Here is an 18,935-nt window from a genome sequence, read left to right on the forward strand (position 1 = left end):
CCCGACCCTTCGGGCCACCCTCCCCCCAAGGGGGAGGGAAATAGCGTCGGCGCTTATTATTTAAGCAGCCATCGCATTCTTGAGGTTCTCGTCGATCTTGTCGAGGAAGCCGGTGGTCGAGAGCCAGGGCTGGTCCGGGCCGATCAGCAGCGCCAGATCCTTGGTCATGTAACCGGCTTCGACCGTATCGACGCAGACCTTCTCAAGCGTCTCGGCGAAGTGCTTGAGCTCCGCATTGTCGTCCAGCTTGGCGCGATGGGCGAGGCCGCGCGTCCAGGCGAAGATCGAGGCGATGGAGTTGGTCGAGGTTTCCTGGCCCTTCTGGTGCTGGCGGTAGTGGCGGGTGACGGTGCCGTGCGCGGCTTCCGCTTCCACCGTCTTGCCATCAGGCGTCATCAGCACCGAGGTCATCAGGCCGAGCGAGCCGAAGCCCTGCGCCACGATGTCGGACTGCACGTCGCCGTCATAGTTCTTGCAGGCCCAGACATAGCCGCCGGACCATTTCAGCGCCGAGGCGACCATGTCGTCGATCAGGCGATGCTCGTACCAGATCTTCTTCTTCTCGAACTCGTCCTTGAATTCCGCATCGTAGATCTCCTGGAAAATATCCTTGAAGCGGCCGTCATAGGCCTTGAGAATGGTATTCTTGGTCGAGAGATAGACCGGATAGCCGCGCTGCAGGCCGTAGTTGAGCGAGGCGCGAGCGAATTCCTTGATCGACTCGTCGAGATTATACATGGCGAGCGCGACGCCGGCGCCTGGCGCCTGATAGACCTCATGCTCGATCACCTCGCCGTCGTCGCCGACGAACTTGATCGTGAGCGTGCCCTTGCCGGGGAACTTGAAGTCGGTCGCGCGATACTGGTCGCCGAAAGCGTGGCGACCGACGATGATCGGCTGCGTCCAGCCCGGCACGAGGCGCGGCACGTTCTTGCAGATGATCGGCTCACGGAAGATCACGCCGCCCAGAATGTTGCGGATGGTGCCGTTGGGCGATTTCCACATCTTCTTGAGCTTGAATTCCTCGACGCGGGCCTCGTCCGGCGTGATGGTCGCGCATTTGACGCCGACGCCATATTCCTTGATCGCATTGGCGGCGTCGATGGTGACCTGATCATTGGTGGCATCGCGATTCTCGACAGAAAGATCATAATATTTCAGGTCGATATCGAGATAGGGGTGGATGAGCTTGTCCTTGATGAACTGCCAGATGATGCGGGTCATCTCGTCGCCGTCAAGCTCGACAACCGGGTTCGCAACCTTGATCTTCGCCATTGAAAAAGCCTCTTTTTTGATGGGTCGCGCCCCTATAGCACCGGCTTGCCTCGGAGCAAAGTATTATGCGGGCGCGAGCCGCGATTTGAGTTTTTGATCGGGCTGTGCGAGTGAGTGCGACGTTTTTCAATCGCATGAGACTGCCATGGCCGGAACGGACAGACATCGCCCCTTTATCGCCGAAGGCCCCGCCATCATTCTGGTCGAGCCGCAACTGCCGGAAAATATCGGCATGGTGGCGCGCGCCATGGCGAATTTCGGGCTTTCTGAACTGCGCCTCGTCAACCCGCGCGAGGAGTTTCCCAGCGAGAAGGCGAGGGCGGCGGCGAGCAAGGCCGATCACGTCATCGACGGGGCGAAGGTCTATGCCGACCTGCCTTCGGCCATCGAGGATTTGAATTTCGTCTTTGCCACCACGGCGCGCGAGCGCGACGGGTTCAAGCCGGTGCGCGGGCCGGTGGAGGCGGGCAGGGCGCTGCGCCAGCGTTTTACGGCGGCAGAGAAGACGGGCATTCTCTTCGGGCGCGAGCGCTTCGGGCTCAGCAATGAGGAAGTGAGTCTCGCCGACGAACTGGTGACCTTTCCGGTGAACCCCGCCTTCGCCTCGCTCAACATCGCGCAGGCAGTGCTGCTCATGTCCTATGAATGGATGAAATCGGGGCTTGAGAACGAGACCGATACCAACTTCCGCGGGCCGGAATTGGAGCCGGCGCGCAAGGAAACGCTTCACGGTTTCTTCAATCATCTGGAGGAAGCTCTTGATGTGCGCGGCTATTTCCGCCCCGCCGCGCGCAAGGAGATCATGGTGCATAATCTGCGCTCCGTGCTGACCCGCGCCGGCTTCGCCGAGGCCGAGGTGAAGCTGCTGCGCGGCGTTCTCACCTCGCTCGACTATTTCACGCGCAAGAAACCGCGCGGCTCCGGCGCGCCGGAAGGCCGGGAAAAGCCGAAATCCTTGAAAGGCGAAAAGGACAAAGAGGAATGACCCTTGTCGAGCCGACAGCCCGAATTGCCGACGATGTGGTGCCGGACCGGCCCATTCTGGTGTTCGACAGCGGGATCGGCGGGCTGACGGTTTTACGCGAGGCGCGGGTGCTGATGCCGGAGCGCCGCTTCGTTTATGTCGCCGATGATGCCGGGTTCCCCTATGGCGGCTGGGAAGAGGAGGCGCTAAGGGCCCGCATCGTCGCGCTTTTTGGCGATCTTCTCGCCCGGCACGACCCGGAAATCGCAATCATCGCCTGCAACACCGCCTCGACGCTGGTGCTGGAGGACTTGCGCCGCGCCTATCCGCAAACGCCCTTTGTCGGCACCGTACCTGCGATCAAGCCTGCTGCGGAGCGCACGCGGTCCGGCCTCGTCTCGGTGCTGGCGACGCCCGGCACCGTCAAGCGCGCCTATACGCGCGATCTTATCCAGTCCTTCGCGACACAATGCGATGTGCGGCTGGTGGGAAGCCAGAACCTCGCTCGCATGGCCGAGGCGCATATCAGGGGCGAGGCGGTGGCCGACGACGCCGTGCGCGCCGAAATCGCTCCTTGCTTCATCGAGCAGGACGGCAAGCGAACGGATATCATCGTGCTCGCCTGCACCCATTATCCGTTCCTGGCCAATGTCTTCCGGCGGCTCGCGCCCTGGCCGGTGGATTGGCTCGACCCGGCGGAAGCCATCGCCCGCCGCGCCCATTCGCTCATCTCCACCGGCGGCACGGAGCCCGAACATGGCGACGATATTGCCGTCTTCACCTCCGGTCAGCCGGATTTTTCGACACGAAGGCTGATGCAGGGATTTGGGCTGGCGCTCGACATTGCCTAACGCAGTGCCTTCCTCACTTCCGGCGCCACGCGCGTGCCGAATAGCTCGATGGTTTTCATCATTTTGTCGTGCGGCAGATGGCCGAGGCCTGCCTGCATCATGAAGCGGTCGTGCTTGAAATAGGAATGTTCGAGCAGGATCTTGTCGATCACTTCCTGCGGGCTGCCTACGAGAAGCGAGCCGTTCGGGCTGCGCATGGCGTCGAAATGGGCGCGGGTCGTCGGTCCCCAGCCACGCTCCCGCCCAAGCTGCGTCATCACTTCGGCATAGGGCGGGTAGAACTCGTCCGCCGCCGTCTGTGAATCTTCGGCGATAAAGCCATGCGAGTTGATGCCGACGCGCAGCGTTTCGGGCGCGTGTCCGGCTTTGGCTCCCGCCTCACGGTAGAGATCGACCAGGGGCGCGAAGCGCTGCGGCTCGCCGCCAATTATGGCGATGGCGAGCGGCAGGCCGAGCCATCCGGCGCGCGCCACCGATTGCGGCGTGCCGCCAACTGCGATCCATACCGGCAGCGGCTCCTGCAACGGGCGCGGATAGACGCCGCGATCGTTGATCGGCGCGCGAAGTTTACCCGACCATGTGACGCGCTCATTGGCGCGGATGGCGAGCAGGAGATCGAGCTTTTCGGTGAAGAGTTCGTCGTAATCGTTCAAATCATAACCGAACAGCGGATAGGACTCGATGAAGGAGCCGCGCCCGACCATGATTTCGGCCCGCCCACCGGAAAGAAGGTCGAGCGTCGAAAAACTCTGGAACACGCGGATCGGATCGTCCGAGGATAGCACGGTCACGGCGCTGGTCAGACGAATATTCTTCGTGCGCGTCGCGGCTCCCGCCAGCACCACGGCCGGCGCCGAGGCGGCGTATTCCGGGCGATGATGCTCGCCCACGCCGAAGACATCAAGCCCCACCTGATCTGCCAGTTCGATTTCTTCGATTAGGTTCTTGATCCTTTCGGCAGGAAGAAGCGGGCGTCCCGTCTTCGGGTCCGTTCCCATATCTGCGAATGTGTAGATGCCGAGTTCCATGGACCTTCGAAGCCTTTCGGGTGCAGAGTTGTCCCCGGCAGCAATAAGCGGCAATCCGTTGCTTGTTAAGGACGCACCTTTTGGTGGGTAGGTTACATCAAGGATACCGACCGGTGCTCATGCTGGATGCATTAGTTCCCTCGTTATCAATTTAGCAATGTTAATAAACATACTTGATTATACTAACAACGGAGAAGTATTATGGCGCGAGAATCGATATTTATGCTTCTGGCTGTATCGTTTATGCTTTCAGGTTGTATGACGGTTGAAGAGGAGCGCGCGGAGCGGCTCGCGCGAGACCGCGATCGCTGTGCCGAGTATGGTTATGCATGGAATAGCCCAAGTTTCGCAAATTGCATGATGAATCTCGACAATCAGCGTCAATGGAGGAAGACTGCCCGGGATATCGCCGATGCTGCCGCCTATGGCGGCGGGCCCTCGCAGGATCGCGTTCATGATCTTGCCATCCAGCGCTCCGGCGATGAACGCTACCCCATTTGTAACGCTGCCAGCGAGGGCGCCGGTCTCGATATCGTGGCGGGTGGCTGGTATGGGAAAAACTGCCGAATGAAATGACGGATGGCGCTGCATAGGGAGCGCTGTGCAATGTTGAAATTTCGCTTCGATATTTTTCGTTGCGGTGTTTGCGCTCCCGAGCCGCGTCGCCATCACGCCGGAACAGCAACTCGAGCAGGATCGATCGCAATGCGCTGCCTTCGGTTTCCCTTGGGTACGCCTGACATGTGCCCGGAGTGAACACGCAGAAAAAGCCGGATGAATTCGTGCTTCATCCGGCATCAGCCTCAGTAGGCTGCCGTAAAGCGCTTCTGGATATGCTTGCCTTCTTCTGCCTCGTCGAGGATCGCGACGGCGAGGTCGGCGGTGGAGATGCGGCTCGCGCCGCTCTGATCGAAGACCGGTTGGTCGAGGCCGAGGCGATATTGGCCGGTACGCGCGCCTGGTTCCAGATGGATGGCGGGAGACACGAAGGTCCAGTCGAGCTCGGTTTCAGCGCGCAGTTCGTTCAATGCATCGCGGGCGCCGAGCGCGCCTTCCTTCCATTCGGCGGGAAACTCCGGCGTGTCGACCAGTTGCTGGCCGGGCGCGATTTCGAGGCTGCCCGCGCCGCCGACGACGATGAGCCGTTTCACGCCCGCCTGCTTCGCCGCCGCATTGATGGCGCGGCTGCCTTCGATATGGGTCTTGCGGATTTCCGGGTCGCTCCAGCCGGGATTATAGGCGGAGATGATGAGGTCATATCCGGCAAGCATTTTCACGAGTGCGTCGGTGTCGAAAATATCGGCCTTGACGGCGGTGACGTTGTTGAGGTCCGCAACTTTTTCCGGATTGCGAACGAGCGCGGTGACGGAATGGCCGCGTGCAACTGCTTCTTTCAAGATTTCCGCGCCGACGAAACCGGTGGCGCCGATGAGGGCGATTTTAGCCATGATGAATGGTCCTTTCGCTGTGCCGCAAAGGTATTTTGCGTATTCAGGTTATCGATGGTAACTACCTAGCGGAGCGAAAGCGCTTCGTGAAGAACGCACTTTTTTCTATTCAGGGCACATGGGCGTAACCGCGCCGCCAAGCCGATGGAGGCCGCATGACGATTTCGCAGAAACCGGGGGATGCCGCGCCGCTCCTCGTTACATCGCCGGGCTTTGCGCAGGATGACGACGGTGGCTGCCCGATCCGCGAGGTGCTGGACCGGGTGGGCGATACGTGGAGCATTCTGGTGATCTTCAATCTGCAGCAGGGGGCGATGCGCTTCAACGCGCTGCGCCGCTCCATCGAGGGCATATCGCAGCGTATGCTGACGGTGACGCTCCGCTCACTCGAGCGCGACGGGCTGGTGGCGCGGCGGGTGAAGCCGGTTTCACCGCCGGAAGTCGAATATTCCCTGACTGAGCTGGGGGCGTCGCTCGCCGGGCCGATAGATGTGCTCGGCCGCTGGGCTGCTCAGCACCGTGCCGCCTTGCGCGCGGCGCGGGCCGCATTCGATGCGGAGAATTAGCTCGCTGTACCGATTTCGATTGCCTTGATCTTGCCCCTGACGATACCGCAGCGCAGCGTAATCGGCGCCCAATTTATCCCGCCAATGCGTGGCCGCGCCTCGCCCGTAATGGAAATGACGGCGGAAACCTTCGTCGGGTCGTCACCGCTGAATTTTCCTGCTTTACGGTTTGTCCTAGCCTTGGCGATATCTTCCTCGGTAAAGCCGAGACGATCAAACCGCTTATTCTTCTTGACGAGGTCATGGCCAGTAGCGATGCAACTTGCCACCTGCGGCGAGGCGTGCTGATCCTTCACCAGCGTCTGGTAGTTGCCCTGAAAATCTCTCGATCTTTTCGGCGGAGCTTCCGCGTAAGCGGTGCATGCGACGGCAATGAGCGTAGCGGCTGCCAACAAAAGCATTTTATTGCATTTCATTGCTTTACTCCTCGTATCGAGAAATCTGAGCAACTCTATCTCAGAAATACATATTATCATGAACAGGTCAGTCGATCACTGACAGATTCGTGAAGTGCAATTGCTGCCGTGACAACCCTGATCGAGATGGAGGTTGGTTTTGTGCGCCGCATCGCCATCGGGGCCGATGACGGTCATGAACAGGCCGCAACTCGCCTTGTGGACGGCGCGCCAGAATTCTTTTTCCTGCGGATCGCCATCCCAGCCGGTGGCAAGTTCCGTTGCCCGGCCATTCTTCAAGCGGAACGACATGATATCCAGCGCATTGGCGAAGGCGTGCTCGGATGTGCGGCCCGCGGAGCCGTTATTCACCTTGCGGCACTGGTAGTCCGATCCAGTGCTGACGGTCTCGATCTCGGCGTTGAAGGACTTGAGCGCCGCCGCGCGCACATGCCCCGCCCATTCCGCCAGCGTGGCGGCCATGGCGCAATTGGTGGTGACGGGCGCGGTGAATCGCAGCGGATTGTCCTTGCCGATGGCGGTTAGCGACAGCGGCGATTGTTCACCGCATATGCCATCCGAAAGCGGCGCGACGATCTTGCCCTGCACTTCACCCTTCATCAGCGCCGGGCAGGCGGTTTGGTAGACGCGTTCTTCCTTCTTGGCGGCTTTGTCGTCCGGTGGCGGCGTGTCACTGGGTTTCTCCGGGTTAGGAGGCGCGGGCGGCTTTTCCTGCGGCGCGGGCGCCGGCTCCTTTTTCTGGCGGGTTTCTCCTTCCGTTCCCGACCTCGTCTGGGGAACCGGAATAGGACCGGCGAGGGCAGGGGGAGTGAACAGGCAGAATGCCGCGGTGAAGGCGAGGGGCAATCGGAGGAAATCGGTCATGGGCGGTCTCTCTCCTGTTTCAATTTGTTCAATATTGCCACGGTGCTGCATTTTGGCACGTCACGCTTGGTGACAATGCGTAAGGCAATCGGCCTTCCGGCTTGACATCTGCCTTCCGCCTGCCTAGAAACCCACCAGCGCGAGGGCCTTTCAGGTTCTGGCGTTTCATTGACGTGTCCCGTGGATGGCTGCCGCAAAGCGTGCGCGCGCTATCCTGTCAGTCCTCAAAAACAGAGGGCAGAGGAGGGCGCGTTTCCTTGATCGGAGCTCACAAGGGCTTCGATTGCTTTCGTTTAAAGGGAAATGCGATGAGCAAGCGCGAATCCGCAAAATACAAGATCGACCGCCGTCTTGGCGAAAACATCTGGGGCCGCCCGAAGTCCCCAGTCAACCGCCGTGAATATGGTCCGGGCCAGCACGGCCAGCGCCGCAAGGGCAAGCTGTCGGACTTCGGCATCCAGCTGCGCGCCAAGCAGAAGCTCAAGGGCTATTACGGCGATATCTCCGAGAAGCAGTTCCGCAAGGTCTATGAGGAAGCCTCCCGCCGCAAGGGCGACACGGGCGAGACCCTGATCGGCATCCTGGAATCGCGCCTCGACGCCATCGTCTACCGCGCCAAGTTCGTACCGACGATCTTCGCCGCGCGCCAGTTCGTCAACCACGGCCATGTCAACGTCAATGGCCGCCGCGTGAACATCCAGTCCTACCGCTGCAAGCCGGGCGACGTGATCGAAGTGCGCGAGAAGTCGAAGCAGCTCGTCATCGTCCTCGAAGCCACGCAGCTCGCCGAGCGCGACGTGCCTGAGTATATCGAGGTCGACCATAACAAGATGACCGCGAAGTTCGCCCGCGTTCCGGCCTTCTCCGATGTGCCCTATGCGGTGCACATGGAGCCGAACCTGGTCGTCGAATTCTATTCGCGCTAAGTCTTCGGACCGTTTACAAGAGAGCCGCTCGGGGATTCCCGGGCGGCTTTTTTGTTTGACCAATGAGCGACGGAAATGACCATTCACGACCCCGATCTCCTGTCAGAAACCGACACCGGCAGCTATCATCCGCTTTTCCGCGATGTGCCGTCGAGCGTGGCGTTCAACAAGCTGCGCAAGCGGCTGTTGCGGCAGACGCGGCAGGCGCTGGAGGATTTCGCCATGGTCAAGCCCGGTGAGCGCTGGCTGATCGGGCTTTCGGGCGGCAAGGATTCCTATGGGCTGCTGGCGCTGCTGCTCGATCTGAAATGGCGCGGGCTGCTTCCCGTGGAGCTTCTCGCCTGCAATCTCGATCAGGGACAGCCGAATTTTCCCAAGCATGTGCTGCCGGAGTTTCTCACGCGCCACGGCATTCCGCATCGCATCGAATATCAGGATACCTATTCGGTGGTGACGGAGAAGGTGCCGGAGAATCAGACCTATTGCTCGCTCTGTTCCCGCCTGCGGCGCGGCAATCTCTATCGCATCGCGCGGGAGGAGGGGTGCTCGGCGCTGGTGCTGGGCCATCACCGCGAGGATATTCTCGAAACCTTCTTCATGAACCTCTTCCACGGCGGCAGGCTCGCGGCGATGCCGCCGAAGCTTCTCAACGATGAAGGCGACGTGATGGTGCTGCGCCCGCTCAGCTTCGTTGCGGAAGAGGATATGGAGAAATTCGCCGCCGCAATGCAGTTTCCCATCATCCCCTGCGATCTCTGCGGGAGTCAGGATGGCCTGCAACGCAACGCGATGAAAGCGATGCTTGCCGATATCGAAAAGCGCATGCCGGGCCGCAAGGAAACCATGATCCGCGCGCTCGCCCATGTGCGGCCGAGCCATTTGCTGGATCGGCAGCTGTTCGATTTTGCCGGGTTAGGGCAATAGATAAGGGAGTAAGGGAATAGGTTTTCTTCATCTTCCCTACTGCCTTATTCCCTTATTCCCTCAATCCATATGCACCACATGCTCCACCGGCGCATTATGCGGCTGGAACAGTTTTCCGCGTTCGGCGGCGAGCACGAAGATCATGGCGATGACGCCAAGCACGAAATAGCCGGCGGCGATGGGGGTCGTGGTGCCGTTGAAGATTTGGCCGATAATGGCGCCGATCGTCGCGCCGATCAGCGTCTGGGTAAAACCCAGCACCGATGACGCCGTCCCCGCTACGCTGCCGAGCGGCTCCATTGCGAGCGAATTGAAATTCGCGCCGATGGAGCCGAAGCAGAACATGACAGTGGCGAACATCGCGATGAAGAGCGGGAAGGGAACCGGCCCGCGCAGCGACAGCACCAGCCAGATCATGCTGACCAGGGTGAAGACGATGAGCATGGCGTGCGAGATCCGGCGCATCCCGTAGCGCCCAACCAGCCGCGAATTGAGGAAGGAAGACACCGCCATCGCGCCCGCCACGCCGGCGAAGGCGAGCGGGAACCACTTACCCAGTTCGTAGATCTCGACGTAGATCTGCTGCGCCGAATTGATGAAGCCGAAGAGCGAGCCGAGAAGGAAGGAACTGGCGAGCGTGTAGCAGAACGCCACGCGATTGCTGATCACGATGCCGAAGCCGTTGACGATCGAGCTTATCGTGAAGGGGCGGCGATCTCCCGGATGCAGCGTCTCGGGAAGGCGAAAGAAGGTCCATAGCATGACCACGAGCGCCATGACGGCCATGGAAGCGAAAATAAGGTGCCACTCGCCGAAGAGCATGATCATCTGCCCGGTGGCCGGCGCGATGACCGGCAGGATCATGAACACCATCATGACGAGCGACATGACCTCGGCCATCTGACGTCCGCCGAAAGTATCGCGCACGATGGAGACGGCAATAACCCGCGTGGCGGCCGCGCCCACACCTTGCAGCACACGGAAGGCGAGCAGGGCGGCAAAGCTATCCGCTAGCGCGGCCCCGACCGCCGATGCGATATAGATGGCAAGGCCGAAGAGTAGAGGCGGACGGCGGCCGAAGCGGTCACTGAGCGGGCCATAGGCGAGCTGGCAGACGCCGAAGCCCAGGAAATAGGCGGATATGACATATTGCCGGTGATTTTCCGAGGTGACGCCCAGGCTGGCGCCGATCTCCTGCAACCCTGGCAGCATGATGTCGATGGCAAGCGCGTTGATCGCCATCAATGCGGCGATGAGCGCGATGAATTCCACTCGTCCGAGCTGTTTCCTCGGTCGTTCCAATTGTGTCGTTTGCAAAATCGGGCCTCATGATCCGCTGGTGCATGATCCGGAATCCAACGTCGCGCCGGCAAAACGGCAGACAGTTCGGATGGGGTCATGCGACGAAAACAAGCGCTTGGGAAGCAGGATGCCTGCTTCAGTCCGGCAGCATCCCGTTCAAGCGTAATGAATCAAACAACGCGAAAGGCGCCGGGTTGCCGGCGCCTCGGTAATTTCCGGAAATGGAAATTCAATGGCCGGTCAAGCTGCCTTGGTGGCAATGCCCTTGCCGGTGAAAAGTTCCTGCAACTCGCCCGCCTGGAACATCTCGCGTATGATATCGCAGCCGCCGATGAACTCACCCTTCACATAAAGCTGCGGGATGGTCGGCCAGTTGGAATATTCCTTGATGCCCTGACGCAGTTCGTCCGAGGAAAGCACGTTGATGCCTTTGTAATCGACGCCGATATAGTCGAGGATCTGAACGACCTGTCCGGAAAAACCGCATTGCGGGAAGCCGGGCGTGCCCTTCATGAAAAGCACGACGTCGTTGTTCTTGACTTCGCTGTCGATCAATTCGTTGATGCCGCTCATGGGGATCTTCCTTTCCGCGCCGGGGAAGAGCCCGGCAAGTAAGTATGGCTTGCTTATATTTATTGCAGGACGCGCCGCGGTGCAATGCGACGAAAGCGATTATCCTGACAGGGGAGCCGTCCTTTGCCGGTTTTGCTCGCGCCAGGCCGCCGGGCTGAGAGAGGTGACGCGCCTGAATTCCCGGTTGAAGTTGGATTTGGTCTGGAAACCTGCCTCCAACATCGCCGATGTCACCGGCATGTCCGTCTGCCCGAGCAACCGGCAGGCCTCGGCGATTCGGAAGTCGTTGATATATTGCGATACGTTGCGGCCCTTGCGCCGGTTGACCGCGCCCGAGATCGCCCGCGCCGGAACGCCCGCGCGCCGCGCCAGCCGCGAAAGGGTCAGGTTCTCGTCGCGAAACAGCTTTTGCTCGGTCATCAGCCGGTCGACGCGGTCGAGCACGTCCTGATCTTGCGCCGCAATGGCCGCTTTGTCTTCCGGCTCCGCGACAGGCACGGCCTTGGCCCGCGCGGCGATGATCGCCGTGACACCGAGCAGAAGCAGCCAGAACAAATTGGCGTTCCCCACCAGCAGCGCGGCATTCCTGCCCTTGCTCCATTCGAAATCAAGGAAGATCGCCAGATCGAACAAGGCCGACAGGCAAAGCGACGCGGCGGCGAGGACAAGCGCGCGGTGCGCGGCGACGGCCCCTTCGAGCCGCGCCTCGTCGAGGCTATCAGGTCCCGTGCGGCCAAGGTTCAGGATCGCCAGCGCATATCCGATGAAAAGCGCGATCAGCGCCGCGTCGATCCATTCCGGCGCGAGCAGCAACAATAAGACGATGCCCACCGGCGGCGCGACCAGGGAGAGCCATTGTATGGAATTTTTGTCCCGGTGAATGAGGCTGCGAAAGCTGGCCAGCACCAATGGCGGAACGCAGCCGGCCACCACGGGCAGCACATAACGCAGTTCCCTGATGTCATAACCCCAGCGCAAGCCGACGATGATCGACTGCACGGCGCATAGCGCGACCAGCGCCAGAAACGGCCGATTGCCCCCGGCGTAACCGTGGTTACGCAGCAGCGAGACGAGCAGGACCGCAAGCAGCATGGCGACGGCGAAGGGAAGGGGAATGAAGATCACGGCAACGCTACGGACTGATGTTTGACCAATCCATAATGGCCCGGATCGCGATTAAAGGCGACCTTGATCATGATCGAGGACGCGCCTGAGCACAATTGCGACTACGGTCGAGCCGCTGTCAATTCGGGTGAGGTACCCCTTCATGCTTTTTCACATTCTCTCTTTCGTCGCGCTGCTTTGCGCTGCAGCCGTCCCTTGTCATGCGGAAGCCGTAGGTGTGCAGCAGATTAGAGCTCCATCCACGGCGCGAGGTATCGATCTCGATGTCACCGTTTGGTATCCAGCGGGTCAGGGCGGTGAGCCGGTCATGCTCGGCGGTAATGCGTTCTTCTTCGGAACGCCCGCCATGCGTGATGCGCCGATAGCCAAGGGGAAGTTTCCCTTGATATTGCTCTCCCACGGTGCGGGCCTGTCGGGAAACGCGCAGGCGCTGAGCTGGATCGCGGCACCTTTGGCCCGTCATGGCTTTGTCGTGGCGGCTCCAACCCATCCCGGCAATACCGGCCCGAACCGGTCGGCAGCGGAGACGATGAAGCTCTGGCTGCGGCCTTCGGACATCAGCGATGCGTTGAGTGCAATGGAGAAAAACGCCCTTTTCAAAGGGCATCTCAAGCGCGGTAAGGTAGGTGTGCTCGGGCTTTCCATGGGTGGCGGCACGGCTCTCTCTGTGGCTGGCGCACGAATGAATCCGAAGCGTCTGGCTGGCTATTGCGATACGGACGCGCTTAATCCGTCGCTTTGCGATTGGGTCAGGCAGAGCGGTGTCGATCTGCACGCCATGGATATGAGCGCTGCCGGTCGCGATTATCGAGATAAGCGCATCAGGTTCGCCATGGCCGTTGATCCGGCACCGATTGACGTGTTTGAGGCTAAAAGCTTTGCGCAGATTTCTATTCCCGTGGAAATCATCAATCTCGGCCAGCCGGGAAATATCCCTGAAACCCTGGATGCTTCGAAAATCGCAACGATCATTCCACACGCCGCCTATGCCACAATAGCGCATGCGAGCCATTTCAGCATGTTTGCGGAATGTAAGCCCGGTGCGGCGGAACTGGCGGAATCGGAAAAGATCGGCGATCCGATTTGTTCGGATGGCGGTGGCGTGCGGAGCGAAATTCACGCGCGGCTGATCGATATGACCGTCGCCGCCTTTAGCCGGGCGCTGAAGTGAACTGACTATAGCGGCGCTGATGTGGACGGAAATGTTGGCTGGACAGCGGCGTTTCAGCTAACATCCACAAAAATGGAGCGTCACCTACTCCGGCGCGCTCGTCTGCAACGCCAATGCATGCAGCACGCCGCCCATATTGCCCTTGAGGGCGTCATAGACCATCTGGTGCTGCTGGACGCGGGATTTGCCACGGAAGCTCTCGGCAACGACCTCGGCGGCATAGTGGTCGCCATCGCCGGCGAGGTCACGGATCGTCACCTTTGCATCCGGAATCGCTTCCTCGATCATTTTTTGAATGTCGCGTGCGTCCATTGCCATATGTCGTCTCCCCATGCAGGCGGTCGATCCCGCATTTGATTATCGTCTTCGAGTCGCGGAATGCCATCCTCACCATGATATGGAGAGGATGGCCGGTAGCGTCAATCCGTGTCTTTGGTGCTATTCCGCCGCGCCGCTCATATAGGCCGGGAACCAGCCTTCATAAGCCTGCGTCAGCGCCTCGACCGTAACGCTGAGTACGCCTTCGACCGCAAGCGCTGCGCCGCCGACAGTGCCCAGCGTACGGAAGGGTACGCCCGCGCCTTCAGCATTGAGCGTGATGAGCCGCGCCATGTCGGGCTTGGCGGCGACGAGGTAACGGGCCTGATCCTCGCCGAAGAGGAGCGCATGGCGCGGGCCTTCGCCGATATTGACCGTCGCGCCCTTGCCGGACTTGATGCACATCTCAGCGAGCGCGATCGCAAGGCCGCCATCGGAGAGATCGTGGCAGGCGGTCATCTGGCCGTTGCGGATGGCCGAGCGGACGAAATCGCCATAGCGCTTCTCGATGCCGAGATCCACCGGCGGTGGCGGGCCATCGGCGCGGTCGTGGAGATCGCGGAGGTAGACGGATTGGCCCAGATGCGTACCGTCGCCGCCGAGCAGCACAAGCACGTCGCCTTCCTCCATTCCGCCGATGCGGGCCATCTTGCTCCAGTCGGGAATAAGACCGACGCCGGCAATGGTCGGGGTGGGGAGGATCGCCTCGCCATTCGTCTCGTTATAGAGCGAGACATTGCCCGAGACGATGGGGAAGGCGAGGGCGCGGCAGGCTTCGCCGATACCGCCGATGGCCTTGACCAGCTGGCCCATGATCTCAGGCTTCTCAGGATTGCCGAAATTGAGGTTGTCGGTAGCCGCGAGCGGCTCCGCGCCGACGGCGGTCAAGTTGCGCCAGCACTCCGCAACGGCCTGCTTGCCGCCCTCGAACGGATCGGCCTCGACATAGCGCGGCGTCACGTCGGAGGAAAAGGCGAGGGCCTTAGTCTCATGACCCTCGACACGCACCACACCGGCATCGCCGCCGGGGATTTGCAGGGAGTTGCCCTGGATCAGCGTGTCATATTGCTCATAGACCCAGCGGCGCGAGGAGAGATCGGGCGAGCCGATGAGCTTGAGCAGCGCGGCAGCGTAATCCGTAACCTCGGGTACGCTCTCGGGGCTAAGCGGCGCATGGCGGCCCGGCTCCTTCCACGGACGGTCATATTCCGGCGCTTCGTCGCCCAGTTCCTTGATCGGCAGGTTGGCGACGACCTCGCCCTGATGCAGGATGCGGAAGCGCAGATCGTCCGTAGTTTTGCCGACGATAGCGAAGTCGAGGCCCCATTTGCGGAAGATGGCTTCGGCTTCCTTTTCCTTCTCCGGCTTCAGCACCATCAGCATGCGCTCCTGACTTTCGGAGAGCATCATTTCATAGGCGGTCATGTTCTCTTCGCGCACCGGCACATGATCGAGGTTGAGCTCGATGCCGAGATCGCCCTTCGCGCCCATCTCCACCGCCGAGCATGTGAGGCCCGCCGCGCCCATGTCCTGAATGGCGATGACCGCGCCCGACGCCATCAGTTCAAGGCAGGCTTCGAGCAGGCACTTTTCGGTGAAGGGGTCACCGACCTGCACGGTCGGGCGCTTCTCCTCGATGGACTCGTCGAATTCGGCGGACGCCATGGTCGCGCCGCCGACGCCGTCGCGGCCCGTCTTGGCGCCAAGATAGACGACCGGCAGGCCGACGCCTTCGGCCTTGGAGTAGAAGATCGCATCGGTCTTGGCGAGACCGGCGGCAAAGGCATTGACGAGGATATTGCCATTATAGCGCTTGTCGAAATTCACCTCGCCGCCGACGGTCGGCACGCCGAAGGAATTGCCATAGCCACCGATGCCGGAAACCACACCCGAAATGAGATGCTTGGTTTTCGGATGATTCGGCGCGCCGAAACGCAGCGCGTTCATCGCCGCGATGGGGCGCGCACCCATGGTGAACACGTCGCGCAGGATGCCGCCGACGCCGGTCGCCGCGCCCTGATAGGGCTCGATATAGGAGGGGTGGTTGTGGCTCTCCATCTTGAAGACGACGCAATCGCCGTCGCCGATATCGACGACGCCGGCATTCTCGCCCGGCCCCTGGATAACTTGCGGCCCCGATGTGGGCAGCGTGCGCAGCCATTTCTTGGAGGATTTATAGGAGCAATGCTCGTTCCACATGGCCGAGAAAATGCCCAGCTCCGTGAAGGTGGGCTCGCGGCCGATCAGGTCGAGAATGCGCTGATACTCATCCGGCTTCAGGCCATGGGCGGCGATCAGGTCCGGCGTGATGGCGATGTCGTTGCGAATGGTCATTCTGTCCGAGTTCTTCTTCTTCGTTCGGCCCAACGGGCGCTGCCGATTGTTTACCTGGGCCTATAAAGCAGTTCCTCTTTCGATGGAAGGCTCGGGGACCGATTCCGGTATTTGCGCGGCTTAAACATGGGGCAACTTTTCTCTGGGATGTTCGTTGGACAGAGTTGAGGCGACAGGAAGGACTCCTATGTGGCGCTCGCTGCGGATCAGGACGCTCATTGCCGGCTTGCTGCTGGCCGTAAGTCTCGGGGGAGCGGAGGCGAAAGATCCGCAAGGCGCGCTCGGAGCGAATTTCAATGAGCATCTCGCTGATTTGCGGTTCGACGAGTTGGAGCTAGGTCGGACAAAATGGGTGCGCGGCTTCTATGCGATGCCGCTGGCCGACAAAAAAGCGCCCATGGACGATCCCGGAATCCGCAAGTTCCTGCAGGCCAGGGAACGCGGTTATGGAGTCGTGCTCAACATGAAATTCCCGTTTCAGAGACGGGCCTTTCCCAAGCCTGGGACACCCCAAATGGCCAGGGAGATGCAGCGGGTGACCAAACTGCTGACCGCGGTGATGGGCCGGGTGGACATTCTCGTCATCGGAAACGAACCGTTCATCGAAAGCCGCCGGGCGGACCGCAACGAGAAGTTAAACGCGTTCTACGAATACATCACCAAACAAGTAATAGCCTTCCGTCGCGACAATTGCGGGGCCAACTGTTCGACACAGCTTTATCTTGGTGCGCTGAATCGTTTGCAGAGGGCGGAGAATCACACCGCTGCGACCGACCGCTGGGTCCGCTACGCTGCAAGTGAGCTGGATATAAAGGGCGTGGACATTCATCCCCATGTGGCTTCGATCGAAGACTCCCGGCCTTTCGTCGATTACGTGCTGCAACGGCTTCGGCCTGACCAGCGCTTCCTGGTCACCGAGTTTTCGCTGGTCCGCCACTGGAAGAAGCATCTGACCGATGTTGCTCCCGCCGGTTTCCTCAGCCGATACGACATGGCGTCAAATTTGAAGGTCTGGCAGGTAATCGGCGCCGCGATCAAATCTCCATTTCCGCAGGAAAAGTGGAACGATTTCCTGGCTTCCAGCCCATGGTATGAAAGCCGGAGGAACTATATCTGCAACCAGATGGCGTTGTTCCGCGCCACCGAGCGTTTAGCGGTTGCTGCCCACGGCTATATACAGGGCCCCTCGGCCGCCGCGAACTGGGGACCGGACAAGACGCCATGGCTGCTCAATAGCGTATTCGCGCAGCAGACTGTGCGGAATTGGCCGGACGGTACGCCTGGCCGCGGATATGCCTGGATCGGCAATTTCCGCCATTGCGCCGAGCCCAATCCCTGACGCCTATTCCATCCCGTCAAACCCGGCCCCGGCATTGTCTAGGAGGCGGCGGAGGATGGTGAAGCCGCGGCGGACCTCTTCGCGGCTTTCAAGCGTGGAGAAGGCGACGCGGACGCAATGGCAGATGCGGTCCGCCTGACCGACCTTGAAGGCATCCGCTTCCAGAATGGCGATGCCTGCATCAAGGGCGGCATCCTTGAAGGTGCCGGGCAGCCAGGGGTCGGGCAGGGTGAGCCAGATATAGGGGCAGCGGGGGTGACTGGCAAATTTGTGTCCGGCCAGCACCTCGCGGGCGATGGCCTCGCGCTCGCTCATTTCGTCAACCACCGCCGCCTTGAAGCGCGCTGCCTCGCCGCTGAGGACCAGCCGTGCCGTCGCCTCCGTCATCGCGTAGGGCAGGCCACCGGTCATCAGCTTCTTGGCGTTGATGATCTGCCGGATAAAAGCGGGGGGAGCGGAAACCCAGCCGATCCGCAGCCCCGCGCTCAATGTCTTGGAGACGCCGGAGACATGGAAAGTCCGCTGCGGCGCAATTGCGGCGAAGGGCGTCGGCGCGTCATCGAGCGCATTACCGTAAATGTCGTCCTCGACGATCCAGACATTGTAGGCCTGCGCGATTTCCGCGATGCGCCGGCGATTTTCCTCCGGAATGATCGTCATGGTCGGGTTGTTGAGCGTTGGGATGATCACCAGCATCTTCGGATGGTCACGCGCGCAGACACGCTCGAAATCATCAGGATCGAGCCCCTCGTCGCCGCCGCGCACCTTGATGGCGCGCCGACCGATCAGCGCCGCGCCGCGGGCGAGGGGGCTGTAGGTCAAATCTTCGAAAGCGATCCGGTCGCCGGGCATGGTCATGGCGGCGATGATGTTCCCGATGCCGCTGAGCGCGCCCATTACCGGAATGACCGTCTCGGTGGCAGGGCGCCATCCGCCCGTGGCGAGCCATTGCGCGCCCGCCTCGCGCCAACCATCCGACATTGTACGGGTGTAATCCTGCGCCAGATGCGGCTCTTCGATGAAAATCCGCGCGAGCAGCGGCCCGATCACCGCCGACTGGCCGACATCGATCGCCGCGGTCGAATCCATGCGCAAGGCATTGGCAAGCGGCGGCGGCAGATCGATCCTCGCGTCCCGGTAGACCATGGCGGCGGCCAGCGGTGCCGCATCATCCCGCTCCCGCACATAGGTTCCCCGGCCCACCTCGCCGGCGACGAGGCCGCGCTCGGCGGCCAGCGCATAGGCCCGGCTGATTGTCCCTATTGTCACCTTCAGATCATAGGCCAGGTCCCGCTGCGGCGGCAGGCGCATGCCCGCCGGGAGGGTGCCATTGCCGATGTCGCGGTCCATCGCATCCGCGATGGCCACGTATTTAGGTCCGGTAAGGCCGGATAGGTCGGGAATCCATTTTGTCATGGTGACAATGTTTAGGTTGAAAACAAAATGGAGTCAATGAATGGTGACAATCGGGCGGAAGAGAGGATTTGCGCGTGAGGAAATGGATACAATAA

The 18,935-nt window shown here is 60.9% G+C and carries 19 protein-coding genes; 8 read left to right on the forward strand and 11 right to left on the reverse strand.

Features of this window, described 5'->3' with window-relative positions:
* Window positions 1-60: 60 nt before the first annotated feature.
* Window positions 61-1,275 carry an NADP-dependent isocitrate dehydrogenase gene (locus tag IEX53_RS04960; RefSeq protein WP_188822063.1) on the reverse strand — a complete coding sequence of 405 codons (1,215 nt, stop codon included), beginning with the start codon at window positions 1,273-1,275 and terminating at the stop codon, window positions 61-63.
* 145 nt (window positions 1,276-1,420) lie between these two features.
* Between IEX53_RS04960 and IEX53_RS04965 the strand changes: the two genes are divergently transcribed.
* Both IEX53_RS04965 and murI read left to right on the forward strand, forming a co-directional pair.
* Window positions 1,421-2,260: an RNA methyltransferase gene (locus IEX53_RS04965; RefSeq protein ID WP_188822065.1), complete on the forward strand. Its 840-nt coding sequence runs from the start codon at window positions 1,421-1,423 to the stop codon at window positions 2,258-2,260.
* Window positions 2,257-3,090, forward strand: coding sequence for a glutamate racemase (gene murI / locus IEX53_RS04970; protein WP_188822067.1), 834 nt, complete (start codon window positions 2,257-2,259; stop codon window positions 3,088-3,090). Before IEX53_RS04965 ends, murI begins: the two co-directional genes overlap by 4 nt.
* Here murI and IEX53_RS04975 read toward each other — a convergent pair.
* Window positions 3,087-4,118, reverse strand: a complete 1,032-nt coding sequence (locus tag IEX53_RS04975; RefSeq protein ID WP_188822069.1) for an LLM class flavin-dependent oxidoreductase — start codon at window positions 4,116-4,118, stop codon at window positions 3,087-3,089. The two genes, murI and IEX53_RS04975, sit on opposite strands and share 4 nt — an antisense overlap.
* 201 nt (window positions 4,119-4,319) lie before the next feature.
* Between IEX53_RS04975 and IEX53_RS04980 the strand changes: the two genes are divergently transcribed.
* Window positions 4,320-4,694 (forward strand): hypothetical protein, encoded by a 375-nt coding sequence (locus IEX53_RS04980; RefSeq protein WP_188822071.1) that lies wholly within the window; start codon window positions 4,320-4,322, stop codon window positions 4,692-4,694.
* A 227-nt stretch (window positions 4,695-4,921) separates the two neighbouring features.
* On the opposite strand, the gene IEX53_RS04985 is transcribed toward IEX53_RS04980, so the two are convergent.
* Window positions 4,922-5,566 carry an NAD(P)-dependent oxidoreductase gene (locus IEX53_RS04985; RefSeq protein ID WP_188822073.1) on the reverse strand — a complete coding sequence of 215 codons (645 nt, stop codon included), beginning with the start codon at window positions 5,564-5,566 and terminating at the stop codon, window positions 4,922-4,924.
* Window positions 5,567-5,721: 155 nt separating this feature from the next.
* On the opposite strand from IEX53_RS04985, the gene IEX53_RS04990 reads away from it, so the two are divergent.
* Entirely contained in the window at window positions 5,722-6,132 is a 411-nt protein-coding gene (locus IEX53_RS04990) for a winged helix-turn-helix transcriptional regulator (RefSeq protein WP_188822075.1), read from the forward strand.
* On the opposite strand, the gene bspC is transcribed toward IEX53_RS04990, so the two are convergent.
* Window positions 6,129-6,548 carry a type IV secretion system effector BspC gene (gene bspC, locus IEX53_RS04995; RefSeq protein WP_188822077.1) on the reverse strand — a complete coding sequence of 140 codons (420 nt, stop codon included), beginning with the start codon at window positions 6,546-6,548 and terminating at the stop codon, window positions 6,129-6,131. The two genes, IEX53_RS04990 and bspC, sit on opposite strands and share 4 nt — an antisense overlap.
* A 75-nt stretch (window positions 6,549-6,623) precedes the next feature.
* Window positions 6,624-7,412: an extensin-like domain-containing protein gene (locus IEX53_RS05000; RefSeq protein ID WP_236016044.1), complete on the reverse strand. Its 789-nt coding sequence runs from the start codon at window positions 7,410-7,412 to the stop codon at window positions 6,624-6,626.
* A 308-nt stretch (window positions 7,413-7,720) separates the two neighbouring features.
* On the opposite strand from IEX53_RS05000, the gene rpsD reads away from it, so the two are divergent.
* A complete protein-coding gene (rpsD, locus tag IEX53_RS05005; protein WP_188822087.1) occupies window positions 7,721-8,338 on the forward strand; it encodes a 30S ribosomal protein S4 in 618 nt (205 codons plus the stop codon).
* 75 nt (window positions 8,339-8,413) lie between these two features.
* Entirely contained in the window at window positions 8,414-9,262 is an 849-nt protein-coding gene (ttcA, locus tag IEX53_RS05010) for a tRNA 2-thiocytidine(32) synthetase TtcA (RefSeq protein WP_188822089.1), read from the forward strand.
* Between the two features lie 60 nt (window positions 9,263-9,322).
* On the opposite strand, the gene IEX53_RS05015 is transcribed toward ttcA, so the two are convergent.
* From IEX53_RS05015 to IEX53_RS05025, 3 genes are all read right to left on the reverse strand, one after another.
* On the reverse strand, window positions 9,323-10,582 hold the full coding sequence (locus IEX53_RS05015) for a multidrug effflux MFS transporter (protein ID WP_268902572.1): 1,260 nt from the start codon (window positions 10,580-10,582) through the stop codon (window positions 9,323-9,325).
* Between the two features lie 222 nt (window positions 10,583-10,804).
* A complete protein-coding gene (gene grxD, locus IEX53_RS05020; RefSeq protein WP_188822091.1) occupies window positions 10,805-11,137 on the reverse strand; it encodes a Grx4 family monothiol glutaredoxin in 333 nt (110 codons plus the stop codon).
* A gap of 99 nt (window positions 11,138-11,236) precedes the next feature.
* Window positions 11,237-12,262 (reverse strand): helix-turn-helix domain-containing protein, encoded by a 1,026-nt coding sequence (locus IEX53_RS05025; protein WP_188822093.1) that lies wholly within the window; start codon window positions 12,260-12,262, stop codon window positions 11,237-11,239.
* 142 nt (window positions 12,263-12,404) lie between these two features.
* Here IEX53_RS05025 and IEX53_RS05030 point away from each other — a divergent pair, with 142 nt between their 5' ends.
* Window positions 12,405-13,433 (forward strand): alpha/beta hydrolase family protein, encoded by a 1,029-nt coding sequence (locus IEX53_RS05030; RefSeq protein WP_188822095.1) that lies wholly within the window; start codon window positions 12,405-12,407, stop codon window positions 13,431-13,433.
* Window positions 13,434-13,517: 84 nt separating this feature from the next.
* Here IEX53_RS05030 and IEX53_RS05035 read toward each other — a convergent pair whose 3' ends face one another.
* Both IEX53_RS05035 and purL read right to left on the reverse strand, forming a co-directional pair.
* A complete protein-coding gene (locus IEX53_RS05035; RefSeq protein WP_188822097.1) occupies window positions 13,518-13,751 on the reverse strand; it encodes a BolA/IbaG family iron-sulfur metabolism protein in 234 nt (77 codons plus the stop codon).
* Window positions 13,752-13,871: 120 nt separating this feature from the next.
* Complete coding sequence (gene purL / locus IEX53_RS05040) at window positions 13,872-16,085, reverse strand: phosphoribosylformylglycinamidine synthase subunit PurL (protein WP_188822099.1); 2,214 nt, start codon at window positions 16,083-16,085, stop codon at window positions 13,872-13,874.
* A gap of 187 nt (window positions 16,086-16,272) precedes the next feature.
* Here purL and IEX53_RS05045 point away from each other — a divergent pair, with 187 nt between their 5' ends.
* Window positions 16,273-17,424, forward strand: a complete 1,152-nt coding sequence (locus tag IEX53_RS05045; RefSeq protein WP_210311623.1) for a hypothetical protein — start codon at window positions 16,273-16,275, stop codon at window positions 17,422-17,424.
* 3 nt (window positions 17,425-17,427) lie between these two features.
* Here IEX53_RS05045 and IEX53_RS05050 read toward each other — a convergent pair whose 3' ends face one another.
* On the reverse strand, window positions 17,428-18,840 hold the full coding sequence (locus IEX53_RS05050) for an aminotransferase-like domain-containing protein (protein WP_188822101.1): 1,413 nt from the start codon (window positions 18,838-18,840) through the stop codon (window positions 17,428-17,430).
* Between the last annotated feature and the right edge of the window lie 95 nt (window positions 18,841-18,935).

Origin of the sequence: Paramesorhizobium endophyticum, assembly GCF_014640615.1 — a bacterium.
Taxonomy (GTDB): domain Bacteria; phylum Pseudomonadota; class Alphaproteobacteria; order Rhizobiales; family Rhizobiaceae; genus Paramesorhizobium; species Paramesorhizobium endophyticum.

Excerpts from the sequence above, each read along its gene's own strand:
- IEX53_RS04960 (WP_188822063.1), bottom strand. The coding sequence starts at position 1,275 with ATGGCGAAGATCAAGGTTGCGAACCCGGTTGTCGAGCTTGACGGCGAC.
- IEX53_RS04965 (WP_188822065.1), top strand. The coding sequence starts at position 1,421 with ATGGCCGGAACGGACAGACATCGCCCCTTTATCGCCGAAGGCCCCGCC.
- murI (WP_188822067.1), top strand. The coding sequence starts at position 2,257 with ATGACCCTTGTCGAGCCGACAGCCCGAATTGCCGACGATGTGGTGCCG.
- IEX53_RS04975 (WP_188822069.1), bottom strand. The coding sequence starts at position 4,118 with ATGGAACTCGGCATCTACACATTCGCAGATATGGGAACGGACCCGAAG.
- IEX53_RS04980 (WP_188822071.1), top strand. The coding sequence starts at position 4,320 with ATGGCGCGAGAATCGATATTTATGCTTCTGGCTGTATCGTTTATGCTT.
- IEX53_RS04985 (WP_188822073.1), bottom strand. The coding sequence starts at position 5,566 with ATGGCTAAAATCGCCCTCATCGGCGCCACCGGTTTCGTCGGCGCGGAA.
- IEX53_RS04990 (WP_188822075.1), top strand. The coding sequence starts at position 5,722 with ATGACGATTTCGCAGAAACCGGGGGATGCCGCGCCGCTCCTCGTTACA.
- bspC (WP_188822077.1), bottom strand. The coding sequence starts at position 6,548 with ATGAAATGCAATAAAATGCTTTTGTTGGCAGCCGCTACGCTCATTGCC.
- IEX53_RS05000 (WP_236016044.1), bottom strand. The coding sequence starts at position 7,412 with ATGACCGATTTCCTCCGATTGCCCCTCGCCTTCACCGCGGCATTCTGC.
- rpsD (WP_188822087.1), top strand. The coding sequence starts at position 7,721 with ATGAGCAAGCGCGAATCCGCAAAATACAAGATCGACCGCCGTCTTGGC.
- ttcA (WP_188822089.1), top strand. The coding sequence starts at position 8,414 with ATGACCATTCACGACCCCGATCTCCTGTCAGAAACCGACACCGGCAGC.
- grxD (WP_188822091.1), bottom strand. The coding sequence starts at position 11,137 with ATGAGCGGCATCAACGAATTGATCGACAGCGAAGTCAAGAACAACGAC.
- IEX53_RS05030 (WP_188822095.1), top strand. The coding sequence starts at position 12,405 with ATGCTTTTTCACATTCTCTCTTTCGTCGCGCTGCTTTGCGCTGCAGCC.
- IEX53_RS05035 (WP_188822097.1), bottom strand. The coding sequence starts at position 13,751 with ATGGCAATGGACGCACGCGACATTCAAAAAATGATCGAGGAAGCGATT.
- purL (WP_188822099.1), bottom strand. The coding sequence starts at position 16,085 with ATGACCATTCGCAACGACATCGCCATCACGCCGGACCTGATCGCCGCC.
- IEX53_RS05045 (WP_210311623.1), top strand. The coding sequence starts at position 16,273 with ATGTGGCGCTCGCTGCGGATCAGGACGCTCATTGCCGGCTTGCTGCTG.
- IEX53_RS05050 (WP_188822101.1), bottom strand. The coding sequence starts at position 18,840 with ATGACAAAATGGATTCCCGACCTATCCGGCCTTACCGGACCTAAATAC.